The 19509-nt window shown below is 72.4% G+C and carries 18 protein-coding genes; 7 read left to right on the top strand and 11 right to left on the bottom strand.

What is annotated here, in order from left to right; all coding sequences use genetic code 11:
- The first annotated feature begins 25 nt into the window (after positions 1–25).
- Entirely contained in the window at positions 26–505 is a 480-nt protein-coding gene (locus tag BLT44_RS05475) for an ATP-dependent zinc protease family protein (protein ID WP_074689993.1), read from the top strand.
- 51 nt (positions 506–556) lie between these two features.
- Entirely contained in the window at positions 557–1651 is a 1095-nt protein-coding gene (locus BLT44_RS05470; RefSeq protein ID WP_010155065.1) for an N-formylglutamate amidohydrolase, read from the top strand.
- On the opposite strand, the gene BLT44_RS05465 is transcribed toward BLT44_RS05470, so the two are convergent.
- On the bottom strand, positions 1648–2070 hold the full coding sequence (locus BLT44_RS05465) for an META domain-containing protein (RefSeq protein ID WP_081473284.1): 423 nt from the start codon (positions 2068–2070) through the stop codon (positions 1648–1650). The two genes, BLT44_RS05470 and BLT44_RS05465, sit on opposite strands and share 4 nt — an antisense overlap.
- 320 nt (positions 2071–2390) lie before the next feature.
- Here BLT44_RS05465 and BLT44_RS05460 point away from each other — a divergent pair, with 320 nt between their 5' ends.
- The 3 genes from BLT44_RS05460 (at position 2391) to BLT44_RS05450 (ending at position 7975) form a co-directional block, all read left to right on the top strand.
- Positions 2391–4550, top strand: a complete 2160-nt coding sequence (locus tag BLT44_RS05460) for a S1 family peptidase (protein WP_143025995.1) — start codon at positions 2391–2393, stop codon at positions 4548–4550.
- Positions 4551–5180: 630 nt separating this feature from the next.
- On the top strand, positions 5181–6596 hold the full coding sequence (locus BLT44_RS05455) for a MalY/PatB family protein (RefSeq protein ID WP_010157780.1): 1416 nt from the start codon (positions 5181–5183) through the stop codon (positions 6594–6596).
- A complete protein-coding gene (locus BLT44_RS05450; RefSeq protein WP_010157781.1) occupies positions 6593–7975 on the top strand; it encodes an O-acetylhomoserine aminocarboxypropyltransferase/cysteine synthase family protein in 1383 nt (460 codons plus the stop codon). The genes BLT44_RS05455 and BLT44_RS05450 overlap by 4 nt, the downstream gene beginning before the upstream one ends.
- A gap of 86 nt (positions 7976–8061) precedes the next feature.
- On the opposite strand, the gene panB is transcribed toward BLT44_RS05450, so the two are convergent.
- From panB to BLT44_RS05420, 6 genes are read right to left on the bottom strand one after another with little or no spacing between them, the layout of a single operon-like run.
- Positions 8062–8910: a 3-methyl-2-oxobutanoate hydroxymethyltransferase gene (panB, locus tag BLT44_RS05445; RefSeq protein ID WP_010157782.1), complete on the bottom strand. Its 849-nt coding sequence runs from the start codon at positions 8908–8910 to the stop codon at positions 8062–8064.
- Between the two features lies 1 nt (position 8911).
- On the bottom strand, positions 8912–9784 hold the full coding sequence (gene panC, locus BLT44_RS05440) for a pantoate--beta-alanine ligase (protein WP_040505568.1): 873 nt from the start codon (positions 9782–9784) through the stop codon (positions 8912–8914).
- Positions 9781–10500 (bottom strand): DUF2520 domain-containing protein, encoded by a 720-nt coding sequence (locus BLT44_RS05435; protein WP_244887466.1) that lies wholly within the window; start codon positions 10498–10500, stop codon positions 9781–9783. Before BLT44_RS05435 ends, panC begins: the two co-directional genes overlap by 4 nt.
- A gap of 14 nt (positions 10501–10514) precedes the next feature.
- Positions 10515–11702 carry a UDP-N-acetylmuramate dehydrogenase gene (locus BLT44_RS05430; protein WP_010155069.1) on the bottom strand — a complete coding sequence of 396 codons (1188 nt, stop codon included), beginning with the start codon at positions 11700–11702 and terminating at the stop codon, positions 10515–10517.
- The gene (locus BLT44_RS05425; RefSeq protein ID WP_010155070.1) at positions 11702–12127 is read right to left on the bottom strand and encodes a MaoC/PaaZ C-terminal domain-containing protein; all 426 of its coding nucleotides are present in this window, start codon (positions 12125–12127) and stop codon (positions 11702–11704) included. The genes BLT44_RS05430 and BLT44_RS05425 overlap by 1 nt, the downstream gene beginning before the upstream one ends.
- Positions 12124–12579: an FAS1-like dehydratase domain-containing protein gene (locus BLT44_RS05420; protein ID WP_040504920.1), complete on the bottom strand. Its 456-nt coding sequence runs from the start codon at positions 12577–12579 to the stop codon at positions 12124–12126. Before BLT44_RS05420 ends, BLT44_RS05425 begins: the two co-directional genes overlap by 4 nt.
- Before the next feature lie 121 nt (positions 12580–12700).
- Here BLT44_RS05420 and BLT44_RS05415 point away from each other — a divergent pair, with 121 nt between their 5' ends.
- Positions 12701–14467 carry an acetyl/propionyl/methylcrotonyl-CoA carboxylase subunit alpha gene (locus BLT44_RS05415; RefSeq protein WP_010155073.1) on the top strand — a complete coding sequence of 589 codons (1767 nt, stop codon included), beginning with the start codon at positions 12701–12703 and terminating at the stop codon, positions 14465–14467.
- 70 nt (positions 14468–14537) lie between these two features.
- Positions 14538–15524 (top strand): LLM class flavin-dependent oxidoreductase, encoded by a 987-nt coding sequence (locus BLT44_RS05410; RefSeq protein ID WP_010155075.1) that lies wholly within the window; start codon positions 14538–14540, stop codon positions 15522–15524.
- 227 nt (positions 15525–15751) lie between these two features.
- On the opposite strand, the gene BLT44_RS05405 is transcribed toward BLT44_RS05410, so the two are convergent.
- The 4 genes from BLT44_RS05405 to BLT44_RS05390 all read right to left on the bottom strand — a co-directional run bounded on the left by BLT44_RS05405 (position 15752) and on the right by BLT44_RS05390 (position 19484).
- A complete protein-coding gene (locus BLT44_RS05405; RefSeq protein ID WP_010155076.1) occupies positions 15752–16867 on the bottom strand; it encodes an FUSC family protein in 1116 nt (371 codons plus the stop codon).
- A gap of 89 nt (positions 16868–16956) precedes the next feature.
- Complete coding sequence (locus BLT44_RS05400) at positions 16957–17259, bottom strand: biopolymer transporter Tol (protein ID WP_010155077.1); 303 nt, start codon at positions 17257–17259, stop codon at positions 16957–16959.
- A complete protein-coding gene (locus BLT44_RS05395) occupies positions 17259–18824 on the bottom strand; it encodes an MFS transporter (protein WP_010155078.1) in 1566 nt (521 codons plus the stop codon). The genes BLT44_RS05400 and BLT44_RS05395 overlap by 1 nt, the downstream gene beginning before the upstream one ends.
- 162 nt (positions 18825–18986) lie before the next feature.
- Complete coding sequence (locus tag BLT44_RS05390; protein WP_010155079.1) at positions 18987–19484, bottom strand: MarR family winged helix-turn-helix transcriptional regulator; 498 nt, start codon at positions 19482–19484, stop codon at positions 18987–18989.
- Between the last annotated feature and the right edge of the window lie 25 nt (positions 19485–19509).

The raw sequence follows: 19509 nt of genomic DNA, 5'->3' as shown, positions 1-19509 counted from the left end.
CGTGATTTCCTGCCAAAATAGATGCGTGACCGTACCCGACCATTCAAGCACTCTCACCGGGTGGCGTGAATGGGTGAAGCTGAATGGCATCGGCGTGCCGTGGATCAAGGCGAAGATCGACACCGGCGCCCAGACTTCGGCGATGCACGCGACCGACATGGTCGAGTTCGAACGCTCGGGCGCGCCGTGGGTGCGCTTCCTCGTGCAGCCCTGGCAGGCCACCGATGACGATGCCGTCGAGGTGGAGCTCCCGGTGCACGACCGGCGCACCGTGCGCAGCTCGTCGGGCCACGCCCAGCTGCGGCCCGTCGTGCTCATGACGATCTCGCTCGCGGGGCGCGAGATCGAGGCCGAGGTAACGCTGACGGATCGCGAGGAGATGGTCTTCCGCATGCTCATCGGCCGTGAGGCGCTGCGGCAGGGGTTCATCGTCGACTCGAACGCCTCCTTCCTCGGCGGCCGGCCCCCGCGCGGCACCCGGCGCCGCAACCGCGGCCGGGCGTGACGCCGCTGCACGCGTCTTCTCGGCCGGGCACCCGGCCAGTACGCTGGCTCCATGAGCGCGCATGATCTCGACCTGATCCCCGCCGGAACGGTCTTCGCCCCGTCCGAGGTCATCCACTACGCCGACCGCGACATGCGCGATCTCGCCGAGGCGATCTCGGACGCCGACGTGCTCGTGACCGTTCCGCACGCGGAGGCGGCGATCCCCGAGGAGCTCGCGGGGTTCCTCGCCCCGGGTCTCACCCGCCGTCTGCAGCGGGACTTCTCCGATGCCACCGCGGCACGGGTCATGCGCCGGTGGGCGCAGATCGATCCGCGCGTCGTCGCGGTCGTGAACCCGCATCCGCGCCTCGTGCGCGACCCCAACCGAGCGCGCCCCGACGACCTGCGCGACCAGCTGCGGCAGGCCTTCGATCGCGTGCGCGCCGCCGAGGGCGCCGGAGCCGCCGACCTCGACGGCGTCGACGCGATCCGGCCCGTCTCGTACTCGAACATCGCGATGCTCGACGCGCCCGCGACGCCCGAGCGGCTCGACGAGCTGGTCGGCGCGCTGACGTCGGTCGCCTCGCAGGGGCTCGACGTGTACGAGGCTATGCGCGAGGAGCTCACCGAGCTCTTCATCACGAAGGGGCTCGCGCACGGCGGCGCCTTCACGCGGCTCTCGTTCCACGACACCATGCACCTCGGAATGCGCCCCGACGGCTCCCTCGAACCCGAGGCGCCGGCGGGCGGCCCGCCCCGCGTCGTCACGCTCTCGAACGGCGGCGACGCGGAGGGCGAGCAGCGCACCGCCGACCAGCCGGTGACGATGCCCCCCGCCGATCTGCGCATGCTCGCAGACGCCCACCGTGCGGAATTCGAGCTCGTCGATCACGACGCCGTCGCGCTCAACCGGCCCTACCGCGGCGAGCACGAGATCTTCGCCGCCGCCGCACGATTCCGCGGCATCGCCGGTGACGCCGAGGCCGCGGGCTTCTCACCGGCGGCAGCGCAGGTCGAGTTCTCGCGCGCCTACCTCCTCGGGCCGCACGCGATCGGCGCGCTGCGCGATCCCGGGACCGACTGGGTCGACGAGGATCCGGAGCGCATCGACTTCTTCGCGTACGCCTGCAAGCGCGCGTGGGATGCGTTCCGGGATCGCGACTAAACCTGGCGCTGCAGCGTGCCGATCTCGTCGCCCGAGTCGTTGAACACCTGCAGCTCATCCCCCGAGAGCTGCACCTCGCTCACGCCGCGCAGCCAGTCGTCGACGCCGGGGCACGCCATCATCGTCGAGACGAAATTCTCGATGCGCACGCGATCGCCCTCGATCGTGTACGTCGACCCGATGCCATTGCACCCGTCGGTGCCCGACACCTTGCCCGATTCGTCGAACGTGAGCGTCGGCTTCCCCTGCTCATCCGAGAACCAGGTGCCCACCACATCGGCCTGCTCGATCATCTCCGCATCCCCCGTCTCTCCGTCGGTACCCGATCCGTCGGCGCTCAGCGAAGCGCACCCCACCAGCAGGGCAGCGCCGCCGACCACCGCGGCGATTCCCGCCGCCCACCTCATGCGTCGCTTCATCGCTCTCCCCCGTCGTCGCCGTCGTAGTACTGCATCGCTGCGAGCGCCCGTGCGGGCGTCTGACGCCATCGTAACGAGGGGAGATGCACACACGATCCAAATTTCTCGAATAGGCAGTGCATCGGGGTTTTCCGACGAAACGCCCGGCCGCCCAGGGGTCTCACCCCTTGCATGGTGCTAATTATCAGGTTACCGTTTTCCTGGCCTCTGGTGTCGCGCCGGGGTGTTCGCGTGTGGGTAACGAGAACACCATCGAACCGGCGTCGACGTGTACGGAATCAGAGGCCGATTTCAATCATTTGAACGCTAGGGGAAAACACGTGACACAACGTCGCCCAATCGCGCTCGGCGCGGCCGCGGTGCTCGGTCTCGGCAGTCTCTTCGTCGCCACGCCGGCGATGGCAGAAGACGGCACCGGTGCACAGCTCGACACCACTGCATCGGCAATGGTCGCTTACGACGTGATCAACGACAAGGTCGCCGGTGATCCGGCGATCGGTGTCGGCACCACGACCGACAACGAGCGCGTCGTATTCGTCAAGGACGACGAGAAGATCGGCGAGGGCGTGCTCGACAGCATCTCCGACAACGTCGACAAGGTCGTCGTCGTCGGCGAGATCACGAGCGATGCCCGCACCGACGTCGTCGCCGGCGCCGGGTACTACGGAGAGGTCGCAGGCCAGGAGGAGGGAACCGTCGGCAGCTGCTCCGTCGGCTTCACCGGCTTCGACGCGCAGGGCGATCCCGCCCTCATCACCGCCGGGCACTGCTCGAGCGACGGCGCCGTGACCCAGGTCGAGCTCTCCGACCCCTCGAACGACGTCACGAGCCCCAACACCGTGCAGCCCGACGGAAACGGCATCGCCGGCGCCTTCGGCTTCAGCCAGTTCGGCGGCCCGGGCCACACCCCCGGCGCGGAGAACGACCCCACCTCCACCGACATCGCCGTGATCGACATCACCAACGATGCGCTGAACCTGAAGCCCGAGGTCACCGACTGGACGACGGCTCTCGAGGACGACCTGTCGCTGAGCGCCACGCCGATCAAGTCGGTGGGGCTGCCCCAGTCGGGCACCGTCTCGAAGTCGGGCGCCACCACCGGCCTGACCAGCGGCTCCACGAAGCTCAACCTGCCGGTGCGCTACACCGACGGAACCTCGGGTGTCGAGGAGATGGAGATCCTCGACGGCTACATGCAGGTCTCCGACCGCTGGGTGCACGGCTTCATCGGCGGCGCACTCACCAGCCCCGGCGACTCGGGCGGCGCCGTCTTCCAGGGCGAGACCGCAGTCGGCGTCGTCAGCGGCGGCCCCAAGACGCCCCCGCCCGTCGGCGATGACTACGCCTGGTACACCCTGCTGCAGCCGGCCCTCGGCCTCACCGACGGCTACACCGTCGCGCTCGACATCGACGAGCCCGTCGTGAAGACCGACCTCTCGCAGGGCGTCGCCGGCGGAAGCGACATCGTCGTCACCGTTCCGAGCAACGCCGCCGAGCTCGCCATCAGCCAGGGCAACGCGGGCGACACCATCCCCGTCGAGGGCACCGAGGTCTCCTTCCCCGCACCGAACGAGCCGGGACAGTACACCCGCACGCTCACCGCGCTCAACGGCTTCAGCGCCTCCGAGCCCGTCGAGATCAACTTCGAGGTCGTGCTCGCCGCGCCCGTCGTGAACGACATCACTTCCGAGGAGTCGGCCGTCACGCTGACCGGCTCGGGCGTTCCCGGCGCCGAGGTCGCGATCACGCTGACCCCCGCCGCCGAGGGCGCCGAGCCCGTCTCGCTCACCGCCACGGTGAACGAGGACGGCACCTGGTCGGTTCCGACCGAGCTCGACTACGGCACCTACGCCGTCTCCGCCACGCAGACGTTCGAGGGTCAGACCTCGGCCGCCGGCACCGGCACCGTCTCCGTGGTTCCCGCGGCCCCCGCGATCACCTCGGTGAAGCCCGGCGCGACCTTTGAGGCCGCTGACGCTCCCTCCTCGATCTCGGGCACCGGCATCGAGGGCGCCACGGTCGTCGTGAAGCTCAACGGCGAAGAGGTCGGCACCGCGACCGCCGGTGGCGCAGCATCCGAGTCGGGCGTGGCGGCTGACGCCGCGGTCGTCGGCGCGGACGGCACCTGGACGCTCGACCTGGGCGCACAGCTCGGCGCGGGCGCCTACACTGTCGAGGCCACGCAGGCCATCAACGGTGCGACCTCGAGCCCGGCGAGCCTCGTGTTCAACGTCGCGGCTGCACCGGTCGCCCCGGTCGACCCGGTGGATCCGGGCAACCCCGGCAACCCGGCCGATCCCGCCAACCCGGCCAACCCGGCCGCACCCGGCCAGGGCGGCGCCGGCGGAGCCGAGCTCGTCAACACCGGTACCGGCTTCTCGATGCTGCCCTTCGGGCTCGCAGCACTCGGCATGCTGGTGCTCGGTGGCGGCGCGATCGTCTTCACCCAGCGTCGTCTGCAGGCCAGCGCTGCGGAGTAATCCGCACGCCGGCTGACTGCCGCATCGCACCGCACAGCGGGCCCCGATCTTCGGATCGGGGCCCGCTGTCGTTGTGCGGGGTGCTTCGGGTTCCGCCCGGGCCCCGTTCGTCGAGACCGTGCCCCTGTGCCGCAACCGGCCCATTCCGGCGAACGCGAGGGTTGCCGCCGAAACCGAGGGCTGCCGCCGAGCACGAGGGTTGCCGCGTGCCGCAACCATCCCCTCCCGTCCCGTGCCGCCGAGCACGAGGGTTGCCGGCGAAACCGAGGGATTCTGCGCCGCACAAACCCTCGCCTTCGGGCGGAACCCTCGCTTTCGGCGCGATCACGCGCGGGGCGGCGGAACACGGGGCGCGCGGGGCGCGGGGCGCAGCCGCCCCCTCCCGTCTCGTATCACTGAACCCGAGGGTTGCCGCCGAAACTGAGGGATTCTGCACCGCACGAACCCTCGCCCTGAGGCGGAACCCTCGCTTTCGGCGAGATCAGGCGCGGGGCGCGGGGCGCGGGCGGCGCGGGGCGGGGCGGGGCGGCGCGGCGCGGCGCGGCGGGCCGGGCGCACCCGCGGGCGCCAGATGACGGCCCGTTACCTCGCGGTTCGCGCCCGCCGACGCTCGCGCGAGACCATGGGGGCATGAGCGACGCAGACTGTGCACCGAGCCCGACAGCGCTCACTGCTCGCGCGCTCGCGCACGATCCCAGCACCGCCCAGCACCCCGACGCCGCCCAGCACCCCGACGCCGCCCAGCACCCCGGCACTGCACCGCAGGCCGAAGCGACCGCCGACCCGTCGGGCGTTCCGTTCACCGAGCTCGATCCGCGGGTGCTGCGCAAGCAGCGCACGAGCATCAAGTGGTCGCGCTTCGCGGAGGACGTGCTCCCGCTCTTCGTCGCCGAGATGGACTTCACGGTCGCGCCCGAGATCCGGCGCGCGCTGATCGAGCGCGTCGACGCGTCCGACATCGGGTACGTCGACGGCCCGGGCGAGCTCGCGGCCGCCTTCGCGGGCTTCGCGGCGGATCGCTGGGGCTGGCGCGTGCCGCACGACCGGGTGCACGTCGCCACCGATGTCGCGACGGCCGTGGTGGAGGCCCTCCGCGTGGGTCGGCCGCGCGGGGGCCGGCTCGCCCTCGCCACCCCCACGTATCCCGGGTTCTTCGAGATGCTCGAGGAGGTGCCGTTCGAGGTCGTCGAGATCCCGCTCGCCTCCGAGCCGGAGCCGGAGGCGGGGGCGCGGCTCGACCTCGCGGCGATCGAGCGGGAGTTCGCGAGCGAGCCGGGAATCGATGCGTTCGTGCTCTGCAACCCGCACAACCCGCACGGCCTCGTGCACTCCCCCGACGATCTCGCCGAGCTCGCCCGGCTCGCCGCCGCCCACGACGTCTTCGTGGTCTCCGACGAGATCCACGCGCCGCTCACCTTCTCGGGCGTCGCCTTCACGCCGTTCGCCCCGCTGGCGGCCGCGGCGGGCGCGCTCTCCGTGTCGGCGCTCTCCGCGAGCAAAGGGTGGAATCTGGCGGGTGCGAAGTGCGCGGTGCTCGTCGCCGCCGATGGGCGTGCCGACGAGCTGCTCCGCGGGCTTCCGCCCGAGACCGTCACCCGCGTGAGCATCCTCGGCCTGCACGCGAACACGGCGGCGTTCACGGGCGCCCGCGGGTGGCTCGACCGCGCGGTCGCTCAGATCGAGGCGAACGTCGAGCTGCTGGCCGACCTCGTCGCGCGCCGTCTCCCGGGCGTGCGAGTCGTGCGCCCCCGGGCCGGGTACCTCGTCTGGCTCGACTTCCGCGAGGCGGGGCTCGGGTCCGATCCGTACCTGCGCATCCTGCACGACGCCCGGGTCGCGCTCAACGACGGCTCCGCGTTCGGCGCCGGCGGTGCCGGCCACGTGCGCATCAACGGGGCCTGCGCGCCGCAGACCCTGCGCGAGGCGGTGGATCGCATCGCGTCGATCCTGCCCGCCGCCGAACGCCCTGCAGCACCGGCACCGGCACCGGCACCGCCCGCCGCGCCCGCCCCCACGCCCGTTCCCGACCCGGAGGCCTCCCGATGAGCGATTCGACCCCCGCACCCCGCCGCCCCGCAGCGGCGCCGCCGATCACGGACTGGGACGGCTTCGCGTTCGACACCCGGCAGGTGCACGCGGGCGAGTACCCCGACCTCAACACGGGCCTTCGCGTGCCGCCGATCGCGATGTCGGCGGGCTACGTGTTCGACGACTTCGACGACCAGGTCGATCGCTTCGCCGGCCGCTCGGTCGATCCCATCTACTCGCGCCAGGGCAACCCGACGAACTCCGTCGCCGAGGAGCGGCTCGCGTCGCTCGAGGGCGGAACGGGTGCGGTGGCGGTGTCGAGCGGGCAGGCGGCCATCTCGTCGGCGCTCTTCGCGCTCGCGCAGCAGGGCGACCACATCGTCTCGACGGCGTCCATCTACGGCGGCACCCGCATCCTCTTCGGGCGCAGCTTCAAGCGGTTCGGCATCTCCTTCGACTACGTGTGGGATGCGGACGACGACGCCGAGTGGGATCGCGCCATCCGGCCGAACACGAAGGCGATCTACACGGAGACGATCCCGAACCCGCGCAACGACGTCACCGATCTGCGCCGCATCGCCGCGGTCGCCGCCCGCCACCGTCTTCCGCTCGTCGTCGACAACACGGTCGGCACCCCCGCGCTCATCCGCCCCTTCGAGCACGGCGCCGACATCGTGGTGCACTCGACCACCAAGTTCCTCACCGGCCACGGCGCGGCCGTCGGGGGTGCGGTCGTCGACGGGGGCTCGTTCGACTGGGATGCGGCGGAGCGCGCCGGGCGCGCCTATCCACTCATCACGGCGTCGCCGCGACCCGGCCTGGGCTCGATGCTCGACCGGTTCGGTGCGGGCGCGTACGCGCGCACCGTGCGCGAAGCGGTGGTGAACGACATCGGCCCGTCGCTGTCGCCGTTCAACGGATTCCTGCTGCACCAGGGCATGGAGACGCTGTCGCTGCGCATGGAGCGCCACGTCGACACGTCGCTGGCGATCGCCGCCTGGCTCGAGCAGCAGCCCGAGGTGGAGTCGGTCGACTACGCAGGGCTCCCGTCGAACGAGCTGCACGACATCGCCGTGCGCGACTACGCGGGCCGCACGGGCTCCGTGTTCGGCGTCACGGTGCGCGGCGGCGTCGAGGGCGCCCGCGCCTGCGTCGACGGCCTGCGCGTGTTCTCGCGCATGACGGGCATCGGCGACACCCGCTCCATGGTGATCCACCCGCTGACGTCGACGCACGCGACCTTCCCCGACGAGATCAACGACCGACTCGGCATCACGCCGGGGCTGCTGCGCCTCTCCATCGGCCTGGAGGCGGTCGGCGATCTGCAGCGCGACCTGCGGGCGGGTCTGGATCGCGTCGCTGCGCTCGCCGAGCCCGCGGGCTCGCTCGCGCGCTGACCGCCGCTCGGCGGGAGCTCGGCGCGGCCCGGCGGGAGCACGGCGCGAGCTCTGCGCGGCTCAGCTCGGCGCGAGCGCGGCGCGGCTCAGCTCGACGCGAGCTCGGCGCGGGCGGCCTCCAGAGCTTCGGGGGTCGCCGCGTAGCGGTGCTCCGGGGCGGGGAACGCTCCGGAGCGCACCTCGTCCGCGTAGGCGGCGATCGCTGCGGCCGCGTCGTCGCCGATGCTCGCGTAGCGCTTCACGAACTTCGCCGTGCGCCCCTCGGTGATGCCGAGCAGGTCATGCGCCACAAGCACCTGCCCGTCGGCCTCGCCTGCGCCGATGCCGATGATGGGGATGCGCAGCTCTTCGCGCAGCAGCGCCGTGAGCTCGGCGGGCACGGCCTCGACGACGAGGCAGAACGCGCCGGCCTCCTGCACGCCGCGCGCCTCCCGCACGAGCCGCGCGGCGGTGGTCCCGGTGCGGCCCTGGGCTCGCAGCCCGCCGAGCGCGGTCGCCGTCTGCGGGGTGAGCCCCAGGTGCGCGACCACGGGGATGCCGGCCGCGACGATCGCGCGGATGCGGCTCAGCCGCGGCGCCGACCCGCCTTCGAGCTTGACCGCGTCGGCACCCGCCTCCTTCGCGAAGCGCACGGAGGTCTCGACGGCCTGCGCATCCGACACCTCGGTCGACCCGAAGGGCACATCGCACACGAGGAACGCCGTCTCGGTGCCGCGGCGCACGGCGCGGGCGAGCACGAGCATCTCGTCCGTCGTCACGGGAACGGTCGAGCCGTAGCCGAGCACGACCTGCGCGGCGGAGTCGCCGACGAGCACCATGTCGACCCCGGCTCGCTCGGCGGCGCGCGCTCCGGGGTAATCGTAGGCCGTGACCATCACGATCGGCTCGCGGCGCTCGCGCTTCTGCTCGAGTGCGGGAATCGTCACCTGCGGCATGTCAGTGCTCCTCGGTCGGGTCGGGCAGGGTCAGCAGCGCGTTGTCGATCAGGCGCACCGATCCGACCCGCGCCGCGATCGCGCAGAGCACCGGATCGGCGATCTCGCTCACGGGGCGAACGGTGCGCTCGTCGACGAACGCCACGTACTCGGGCGGGATGCCCGCAGCGGTGAGCACCGCCGCGGCGCGCGCGTGCAGCGCCTCGACGGAGGTCTCCCCCAGCGCGAGGGCCGCCTCGACCGCTTCGAGTGCGCGCGGGATCGCGGTCGCCCGCGAGCGCTCCTCGGCGCTCAGGCGCACGTTGCGGCTCGAGAGCGCGAGCCCGTCGCGGTCGCGCACGGTCGGGCACGCGACGATGCGGGTCGGGATGCCGAGATCCGCGACCATGCGGCGCACGACCATCACCTGCTGCGCGTCCTTCTGCCCGAAGTAGGCCGCATCCGCGTCGGAGACGAGCAGCAGCTTCGCGACGACCGTGGCGACGCCGTCGAAGTGCTCGGGCCCGCGGCCCGACGCCTCCAGCGTCTGCGTCAGCGGGCCGCCGACGTGCACCGTCGTCGCGAAGCCGTCGGGGTAGAGCTCGGCGGCGTCGGGGGCGAACAGCACGTCGACGCCGGCGGACTCGGCGAGCACCGCATCGGCCGCCTCCTGCCTCGGGTACCCGGCGAGATCGGCCGTCTCGGTGAACTGCTTCGGGTTCACGAAGATCGACATGACCACGACGTCCCCGTCGCGCCGCGCGGCGCGCACCAGCGAGAGGTGGCCGTCGTGCAGCGCCCCCATCGTCGGCACGATCCCGACCCGCTCCGCCCCGCGGGCGCGCGCCCGGCGCACCTCCTCGCGGAGCTCGCCCAACCTCCGTACGATCTTCATCCGACCCCCTCGGCCGTCGCGCCGCGCGATCCGATCAGCGCTCGGCTCGCCTCCACCATCGCATCGTACAATGCCGCGCTCGCCGCATCGCGCTCGACGAGCGCCTCGCGCTGCAGCTCGATCGTCGCGAGATCGCCGCGCACGACGGGGCCGGTCAGCGCGGCGGTCGGCCCGAGCCGCTCCCAGTTCGCGAGCGCTCCGCGCGCGAGCGGGGCCAGGGCCTCGCGCGGCACGCCCGCCGTCGCCGCGATCCGCTCGGCCGTCGCCTCGAGCACGACGAGGAAGTTCGCGGCGATCGACGCCGACGCGTGGTAGGCCGCGCGATCCTCGTCGCGAACGCGGAAGGTGCGCATGCCGAGGCGCGCCGCGACGCCGGTCGCCGCATCCAGCGCCGCCGCGGTCGAACCGTCGACCGCCGCCCAGGCGCCGTCGAAGCGGGCGGCGTCGTCAGCGGCGGAGAGCAGCGGGTGCAGGCTGCACGACTCGCGCGCGCCCACCGCCCCGAGCGACGTGATCCCCGAGAGGTGCCCCACGATCGGCCCGGGTGCGACGCGCGCGGCCGCGTCGGGGATGGCCGCGTCGGGCACTGCGAGGAGCACGAGGTCGGCCCCCGCCCCGTCGGCGCCCCGGCCGCCGATCGGCAGCACGTCTGCCCCCGCATCCCGCAGCGCGCGATCGATGGCCCGGCCCATGCGGCCGGCTCCGACGATCTGCATGCGCATCGCCGCGGCTACAGCTCGAGACCGTACAGGTTGGGCTCGGGGGCGAGGATCACCCCGAACTCCTGCTGCACGCGCTGCACGACGAACCGTGCGAGCTCCGCGACCTCGTCGGCGGTGGCGCCCCCCTGGTTCGTGATGGCGAGCGTGTGCTTCGACGAGATGGCGGCCCCCGAGCCGGGCAGCCTGAAGCCGCGCCGCACCCCGGCCTGGTCGATGAGCCACGCGGCGGAGAGCTTCACCATGCGCTCCGGCTCCGGCTCCGGCACGCGCACCGGGAGGCCCGCCTCGAGCTCGGCGAAGGTCGTGACGGCGTCCACCGGCTCCGGCACGGGTTGCGGAAACCGGGGGGCGCTCTCGGGCAGATCGCGGGCGAACCGCTCCGTCACGATGGGGTTCGTGAAGAAGGATCCGCAGCTCCAGCTGTCGCGATCCTCGGCGTCGAGCACCATGCCCTTCGAGGCGCGCAGCCGCAGCACCGATTCCCGCAGCTCCCGGATGGGCACCCGGTCGCCCGGCTCGACGCCGAGCGCGCCCGCGAGCTGCGCGTACGCGATGGGCTCGGAGAGCACCTCGGGGGCCGCGTGGCGCCCGCCCCGGCTCGGCTCGCCGACCGCGAGCACGATGTCGATCGACAGGACGACGCCCTCGAGCCCCTGCTTGATGGCCGAGTCGCGGTAGGCGAGGCCGAGCGCATCGGCGGGGATGCGTCGCGCGTGCCCCCGCTCGCGGTCGAGGAACTCGATCGAGTGCAGCACGTCCGACAGCTCCTGCCCGTACGCGCCGATGTTCTGCACCGGAGCCGCGCCCGCGAGGCCCGGTATGCCCGAGAGCGCTTCGACTCCCGACCAGCCGTTCTCGACGCAGGTGGCCACCAGATGATCCCAGTCGTGGCCGGCCTGCACGCGCAGGCGGATCCGCCCCTCGGGCAGCGCGTCGTCGGCGACCGGGGCGATGCCGGTGGTGCGCACGAGCAGCACCGTGCCGGGGAATCCCCGGTCGTTCATGACGGTGTTCGAGCCGCCGCCGAGCAGCATCCACGGCTCGTCGGTGTCCCAGAGCCCCTGCGCGTACGCGACGAGCTCGTCGGTCGCGTGCGCGACGAGCACCCGCTCCGCCGGCCCGCCCACGCGCATCGTCGTGAGGTCCGAGAACGGGGTGCCGTCGCCCGCGGGTTCGGGTCCGATCTCGGGGAGCATCAGGCGAACGCCGCCACGAGCTGCGCCTTGCCCAGCACGGTCGCGCCGTCGAACGTCACCTTCAGGTCGATGCGCGCCGTACGCGCATCGGCGTCGAGCGCGCCGATCGTCGCCGTCACCGTGACGCGCGCGCCCTCCGAGGCGTCGACCGGCACCGGGCGGGTGAAGCGGGACTGGAAGTCGCGCACGCTGCCCGCGGCGCCGAGCCAGTCGGTCGCGACCGAGCCCGCGACCCCCATCGTCAGCATGCCGTGGGCGAGCACGCCGGGCAGCCCGACCGAGACCGCGACGTCATCGCGGTAGTGGATCGGGTTGAAGTCGCCCGAGGCGCCCGCGTACCGCACGAGACGGTCGCGGGTGAGCACGAGATCCCGCTCGGCGACGACGTCGCCGGTGGCGAGTGATGCGAAATCGGGGGCGGTCATGCGTTCTCCTCCTCGGCAGCGCGCACCACGAGCGTCGAGATGGCCGTGACCACGTGCTCGCCCTGCGCATCGACGACATCGCTCGACGCGGTCACCATCGAGTGGCCGCCGAGCTGCTTGACGGCGGCGATGGTGAGCGTCGCGGTGAGCTCGTCGCCCGCCACGATCGGCCGCGTGTACGTGAACCGCTGATCGCCGTGCACGACGCGCGAGAAGTCGACCCCGGCCTCGTCGTCGGCGAGCAGCTGCGCGAGCGTCGCCTCCTGCACCACCACGGCGAAGGTGGGCGGCGCCACCACGTCGGCGAAGCCCGCGGCGCGCGCCGCCTCGGGATCGACGTGCAGCGGCGACGCGCTGAGCACGGCCCGCGCGAACTCCCGCACTTTCTCGCGCCCCACGAGATACGGAGCGGTCGACGGATACACCCGGCCTTGGATCTCTGGATTCACCACGCTGCCAGTGTACCGAGGGGCCCCTGCGACCGGCGTGCAGTTCGATTCGGGTAACGATTCGGGAAAAGGTTTGTGCGATATATCCAAGGCTGGGCCGCAGCGCTCGAATAGGCTGTACCTCATGTCGCGCATCCGTAAAGTGCTCATCGCCAACCGCGGTGAGATCGCCGTCCGTATCATCCGAGCCGCCGCAGACAGCGGAATCGCCTCGGTAGCCGTCTACGCAGACCAGGATCGGGACGCGATGCACGCCCAGCTCGCCGATGAGGCGTACGCGCTCGGCGGCACGACGAGCAGCGAGACGTACCTCGTCATCGAGAAGATCCTCGGCGTCGCCCGCCGCTCGGGCGCCGACGCGGTGCACCCCGGCTACGGCTTCCTGGCCGAGAACGCCGAGTTCGCCCGGGCCGTCATGGACGCCGGGATGACGTGGATCGGGCCCGGCCCCGACGCCATCGAGCGCCTCGGAGACAAGGTCTCGGCCCGTCACGTCGCCGAGAAGGTGGGCGCCCCGCTCGCCGCCGGCACGAGCGACCCGGTGCAGAACGCGGAGGAGGTGCTCGCCTTCGCCGACGAGGTCGGGCTGCCGATCGCCATCAAGGCGGCATTCGGCGGCGGCGGCCGCGGGCTCAAGGTCGCCTACGAGCGCGACGAGGTCGCCGAGCTCTTCGAATCGGCGACGCGCGAGGCCGTCGCCGCCTTCGGTCGCGGCGAGTGCTTCGTCGAGAAGTACCTGGAGAAGCCCCGCCACGTCGAGACCCAGTGCCTCGCCGACCAGCACGGCAACGTCGTCGTCGTGTCGACGCGCGACTGCTCGCTGCAGCGACGCCACCAGAAGCTGGTCGAGGAGGCGCCCGCGCCCTTCCTCACCGACGAGCAGAACGCGCAGCTGTACGCCGCGTCGAAGGCGATCCTCGCCGAGGTCGGCTACGTCGGCGCCGGCACCTGCGAGTTCCTCGTCGCGAAGGACGGCACCGTCTCCTTCCTCGAGGTGAACACGCGCCTGCAGGTCGAGCACCCCGTCTCCGAGGAGGTCACCGGCATCGACCTCGTGCGCGAGCAGTTCCGCATCGCCGAGGGCGGCGCGCTCGACTACGCCGACCCCGAGCCGCGCGGCCACTCCTTCGAGTTCCGTCTCAACGGCGAGGATCCGGGCAACGGATTCCTCCCGGCGCCCGGGCCCGTCGCACTGTTCAAGCCCGCCGCGGGCCCCGGCGTGCGCATCGACACCGGCGTCGCCTCGGGCGATGTCGTCTCCGGCGCGTTCGACTCGATGCTCGGCAAGCTGATCGTCACCGGCGCCACGCGCGAGGAGGCGCTCGAGCGCTCGCGTCGCGCACTCGACGAGTTCGAGATCCAGGGGCTGCCCACCGTGCTGCCGTTCCACCGCAAGATCGTGCGGGATCCCGCCTTCACCGCGCCCGACGGCGCGTTCGGCGTCTACACGCTCTGGATCGAGCGCGAGTTCGACAACGACATCGAGCCCTGGGAGGGCGAGGTGCCGCCCATCGGGCAGGACGACAAGCGCCGCAGCGTCACCGTCGAGGTCGAGGGCCGCCGCGTCGAGGTGACGATGCCCGCCACGCTCCTCCCGCTCGTCGACCAGGAGGTCACCCGCGGCCCCGCCCCGCGCCGCGCGAAGAGCGCCGGCATCGCAGCTGCGGCGGGCGACGGCGTCGCCGCGCCGATGCAGGCCACCGTCGTGAAGGTGTCGGTCGAGGAGGGCCAGGAGGTCGCCGAGGGCGATCTGCTGCTCGTGCTCGAGGCCATGAAGATGGAGCAGTCGATCTACGCGCACCGCTCGGGCGTGGTCGCGGGCGTCGACGCGCCCGTCGGGCAGACCGTGCCGAACGGGCACCTGCTGCTCTCCATCATCGACCCGGCCTGATTCCGCCGACGGCGTACCGGCCCCGCGCGCGCCGCGGAATAGCCGCCGATCGGGCGGGGTTGCACTCTCCATGACTGCAACCCCGCTCTCGATCCTGGATCTCGCGACCGTCGAGGCGGACGGCACCATCGCCGACGCCTTCCGTCACTCCGTCGACGTCGCGCGTCTCGCCGAATCGACCGGGTACCGCCGCATCTGGTACGCGGAGCACCACAACATGCCGTCGATCGCGTCGAGCGCCACCTCGGTGCTCATCGCCCACATCGCCTCGCAGACGTCGACCATCGGCCTCGGCGCCGGCGGCGTCATGCTGCCGAACCACTCGCCGCTCGTCATCGCCGAGCAGTTCGGCACCCTCGCCGAGCTGCATCCGGGCCGCATCCACCTCGGGCTCGGCCGCGCCCCCGGCACCGACGGCGCCACCTTCCGAGCGCTGCGCCGCACCTACGAGGCGGCCGACGCGTTTCCGAACGACGTGGCCGAGCTGCAGCGCTACCTCTCCGACGAGCTGCCGCGCACCGCGGTGAACGCCTACCCGGGGCGCGGCACGCGCGTGCCGCTCACGATTCTCGGGTCGAGCCTGTTCGGCGCGAGCCTGGCCGCGCAGTACGGTCTCCCCTACTCGTTCGCGTCCCACTTCGCCCCGCAGTCGCTCAAGGCGGCGATCGAGCACTACCGCTCCCACTACGTGCCGAGCGAGGCGCACCCCGAGCCGTACGCGAGTGCGGGCATCAACGTGGTCGCCGCCGGCACCGACGCCGAGGCCGAGACGCTCTTCGCGCGCGCCGAGGTCGATCGCGTGCGCCGCTTCCTCTCGCGCGGCCGGGATCGGGAGCTCACGTTCGACGAGGCCTCCCAGCTCGTCGACACCCCGGCCGGCCGGGAGATCCGCGGGATGATGCAGTACACCGCCATCGGCGGGGCTCGGCGCGTGCACGACGAGCTCGAGGCGTTCGCGAGGTTCGCCGACGTCGACGAGCTCGTGACCGTGCACATCGCGCCGACGCGCGCCGAGCAGCTCGAGTCGGTGCGGATCGCGGCGGCGCCCACCGCCTGAGCTCGGCGGCGCCCACCGCCGTCGCTCACCGTCGCCACCACCCGCCCGCACCGCCCCCGCACCGCCCCGCCGACCGGCGCCGGCCCCGCACCGTGCCCCGCCGACCGGCGCCCTGCGAGCGGGGTCGCTTCGGGAGGGTGTCGCGCGGCGAACGCACTGCGACACCCTCCCGAAGCGACCCCGCTGCGGGATGGGAGGCGGGGTGGGGGGTGGGGCGGGGCGGGGCTTCACGCCTCCGCGGCCTGCGCGTCGGCGATGCGCTCGTCGACGCGGCCGAGCATGCTGCGCAGCGCGAAGACGATTGTGCCGAAGCCCGATTCCGTCGCGGATCGCTCGAACACCTCGCCGACCTCCTGCACGGCGGCAGCGCAGCGCTCGCGCGTCTCCTCCACATCGACCCCGGTGTTCCAGGCGCGGATGTACTCCGCGAGCTCGCCCAGCGCCCGGCCGAGCGACTCGATCGACTCGTCGGGAATGGTCACCGCGACCGGCTGGTGCCAGATCGCGCCGCCGAGCGCGTCCGAGATGTCGGCGACGCGCAGCCCGATGTAGCGCAGCGCCTCGATGTCGGCGTCGTCGCTCGAGGCGTCGTACCGCCGCCACATGGCGCGCGGGTTGCCGCGGCCGCTCTCTTTCGCCTCGCGCACGAGCTCCTCCGCCTCGTCGACGGAGCGCTGCCGTCTGCGCGCCTCGTCCAGCCAGTCCGCGCGATCCGGCGGCCACTCGGTGGAGAGCACGGTGGCGAGATCCTCGATCGCCGAGGCGAAGTCGCTCTTCAGGTCGGCGATGCGGGAGCGGGCGTACCCGTACATGAGCGGCGGGATGAACACGAGGTTGACGAGCGTGCCGATGCCGAGACCGATGCCGAACTGCGCGATGTACCCCGCCGCGTACGAGTCGGGGTCGCCCGCGCCGATGATCACCACGAACACCGCGGCGATCGGCACGTAGACGCGCCCCTCGCCGAGCCGCCGCACGCCGGCGATCAGCATGCCCACGCCGGCGGCGAGGGGGGCGCGGACGTACCAGGGCGTGCCGCTCGCGACGAGCGCCCAGCCGATGCCGAGCCCGATGCCGATGCCCGCGATGAGCTCGATGCTCGTGCGCACGGAGCTCACCACCGTGGGCGCCACGCCGAGGAGGGCGCCGAGCGGCGCGTAGTACGCGTACTCGTTGAGCTCCCCGGGCAGCAGCCGGCCGATGAGCCAGGCCGCGGTCACGCCGATGGCGGCCTTCAGCGCGAGCAGCAGGCGGTACCGGGTGACCAGCGGTCGCACGCGGTTCATCCCGCGCCTGAGCACGACCGTCACGGGCGACGTCTCGTTCTGCTTCGCGTTCTCCACCCTCCGAGCCTGCCGCACCGGGGTTCACCCGTCACAGGCCCTTGGGCTCGCCCCGCGGACGTGGTAGCGGGGCCCGCTCAGGGGCCGGCTCAGCGGGCTGCGCCGGTGAGCCGGCGCAGCCGATCCTCGGCTCGGGCGATGCGATCGCTCTCGTCCATCTCCCACCACGCGGTGCCCCGCTCCCCGAGACCCTCCTTCGCCAGCTGCACGCGATCGCGCAGCGCGCGGCGCGCCGCGTCGTCGGGCGCGGTGCGGATGCGGGAGCGGGCGCTCCCGAGCTCCGACTTCAGCGGCGCGACGAGCCGGTCGGGCAGCTGCGGATCGGTGGCGCGCCACCGTCGGCCGTTGACGATGATGTAGCGGCCGTCGGGAGTGCGCTCGGGAGCCGGCATCAGGTCGATGCGGGATCGCGTCGCGTGGAGGCGTCGTCGTCGCCCGACTGCGTGCGCTCGGGGAACAGCTCGTCGAGGTCGAGATCGGGGTTCGTGTCCTGCGTCTCGACGAGCGCCTCCGCCTCCGCCGCGGTCTCGACGCTCGGCATCGCGCCGGGCAGCGGCCGACGCGCCGACTCCTTGAGCAGCACGATCGCGATGAAGCCCGCGACGGACGTGCCGATGACGTAGAACGCGGGGGCGAGCGACGAGCCGCTCGCCTGCACGAGCGACTCCATGATCACGGGCGCGGTGCCCGCGAAGAGCGCGACGGAGAGGTTGTAGGAGATGCCCATGCCGCCGTACCGCGACGAAGTCGGGAAGAGTGCCGGCAGCGACGATGCGAGGTTCGCCACGTAGAACGTCACCGGCACCGCGAGCAGGGCGAGGCCCAGCAGCGTCGACCAGATCTCGCCGTGCATCATGAACAGGAACGCGGGGATGGAGAGCACGATCGCGGTGATCGAGCCGATGAAGAGTACCTTTCGGCGCCCGATGCGGTCGGAGAGCTTGCCCGTGAGCGGGATGCAGGCCGCCATGCCGACGAGCACCGGCAGGGTGAGCAGGTTGCCGTGCACCGGGTCGTAGCCGAGCGTCTGCGTGAGGTAGGTCGGCATGTACGAGGTGAGCGCGTAGCCGACGGTGTTCGCGGCCGCGACGAGCACGAACGCGGTGAGCAGCTCGCGCCAGTACGCCCGCACGAGCGCGATGACGCCCTTCGGCGCCTCCGCCGAAGACTCGGCCTCCTCGGTGGCGCGCTCCGCGGCATCGCGGGCCTCCTGGAACGCCGGCGTGTCCTCGATCTTGAGGCGGAAGTAGATCGCGATGAGCCCGAGCGGCAGTGCGACGAGGAAGGGGATGCGCCAGGCGAAGCCCTCCATCGCCTCCTCGGAGAGGGTCAGCTGCAGGATCGACACGAACGCCGCGCCCATGGCGAAGCCCAGGTACGAGCCCATGTCGAGCAGTGATGCGTAGAAGCCGCGCTTGCGGTCGGGCGCGTACTCGGTGATGAAGGTGGTCGCCCCCGCGTACTCGCCGCCGGTCGAGAACCCCTGCGCGAGCTTCAGCACGATGAGCAGGATGGGCGCGAAGACGCCGATCACGGAGAAGTCGGGCAGCACGCCGATCAGGAAGGTCGCGGCCGCCATCATGATCAGGGTGAAGGCGAGCACCTTCTGCCGGCCCATGCGGTCGCCGAGCTGGCCGAGCACGATGCCGCCGAGCGGGCGGGCGACGAAGGTGACGGCGAAGACGCCGAGCGAGAAAAGCGCCTGCGCTCCGTCCGATGCGTCGGGCAGGAAGACCCGGCCGATGATGACGGCGAGGTAGCCGTAGATGCCGATGTCGTACCACTCCATGAGGTTGCCGACCACGGTGCCCGCGATGGCGCGCTTGAGCATCGGGCGGTCGACCACGTGCACATCGTCGACGGTGAGGCGGCGGGGCTCGCGCCGCTTCGGCTGGAACCGGGAGAGCCAGCCGCGCCAGAACGCGGCGGCGCGGTGCGGCTCGAGTGGTGAGGACATTCGGTGCTCCTTCGGATTCCGCATCGGTCGGAGGCGAATGCGAGACCACTGGGTCGGGGACTGGGGGTTGGGGGCTGAGCGGGGATGGGGGGGGCGGGTCGGACGGACGGGGCGCCGGCGGGCCGGGCGCGCGGGGCGGCGGATCGGTCGGGGCGGCGGAGGTCAGTCGAGCGCGTCGAGGGCGCGGGTGAGCCGCTCCAGCACGCGAGCGGCCGCTCCCGCCTCCTCCGCGTCGATGACGTCGATCTCGGAGACCAGCGCAGCGTGGTGCCGCATGAAGATCGCATCGACGTCGCTGAACGCCGCCTCCGTCGGGCGCAGGTGGTGCGCGCGCCGATCGGTGGGGTGCTCGACGCGCGCGACCAGCTGCCGCTTCACGAGACGGTCGACGACGTTGGTCACGTTCGCGCTCGACGTGCCGAGCATGCCGACGAGGTCTTTCGGCCCGAGGTCGCGGCCGTCGCGGTCGGCCTGCACGAGGTAGCGCAGCGCCCGCAGGTCGAGGCCGGAGAGCCCGGACCGGCCGAGGGATCGCGCCTCCTGCCTCTGCTCGGCTCGGCGCATGCGGAGGAGGGCGGCGGAGAGGCGCTGCCCCGCCTCGGTGGCCGGCCCTGCGGCGTACAGGTGCTCGGCCTCATTGGCGATGATGCTCTGCGGCATGGTCTCCCCCCTCCGGCGCGCTGCC

Source organism: Leucobacter chromiiresistens (assembly GCF_900102345.1).
GTDB classification, from domain to species: domain Bacteria; phylum Actinomycetota; class Actinomycetes; order Actinomycetales; family Microbacteriaceae; genus Leucobacter; species Leucobacter chromiiresistens.
This window is presented reverse-complemented; position numbering and strand designations above follow the sequence as displayed.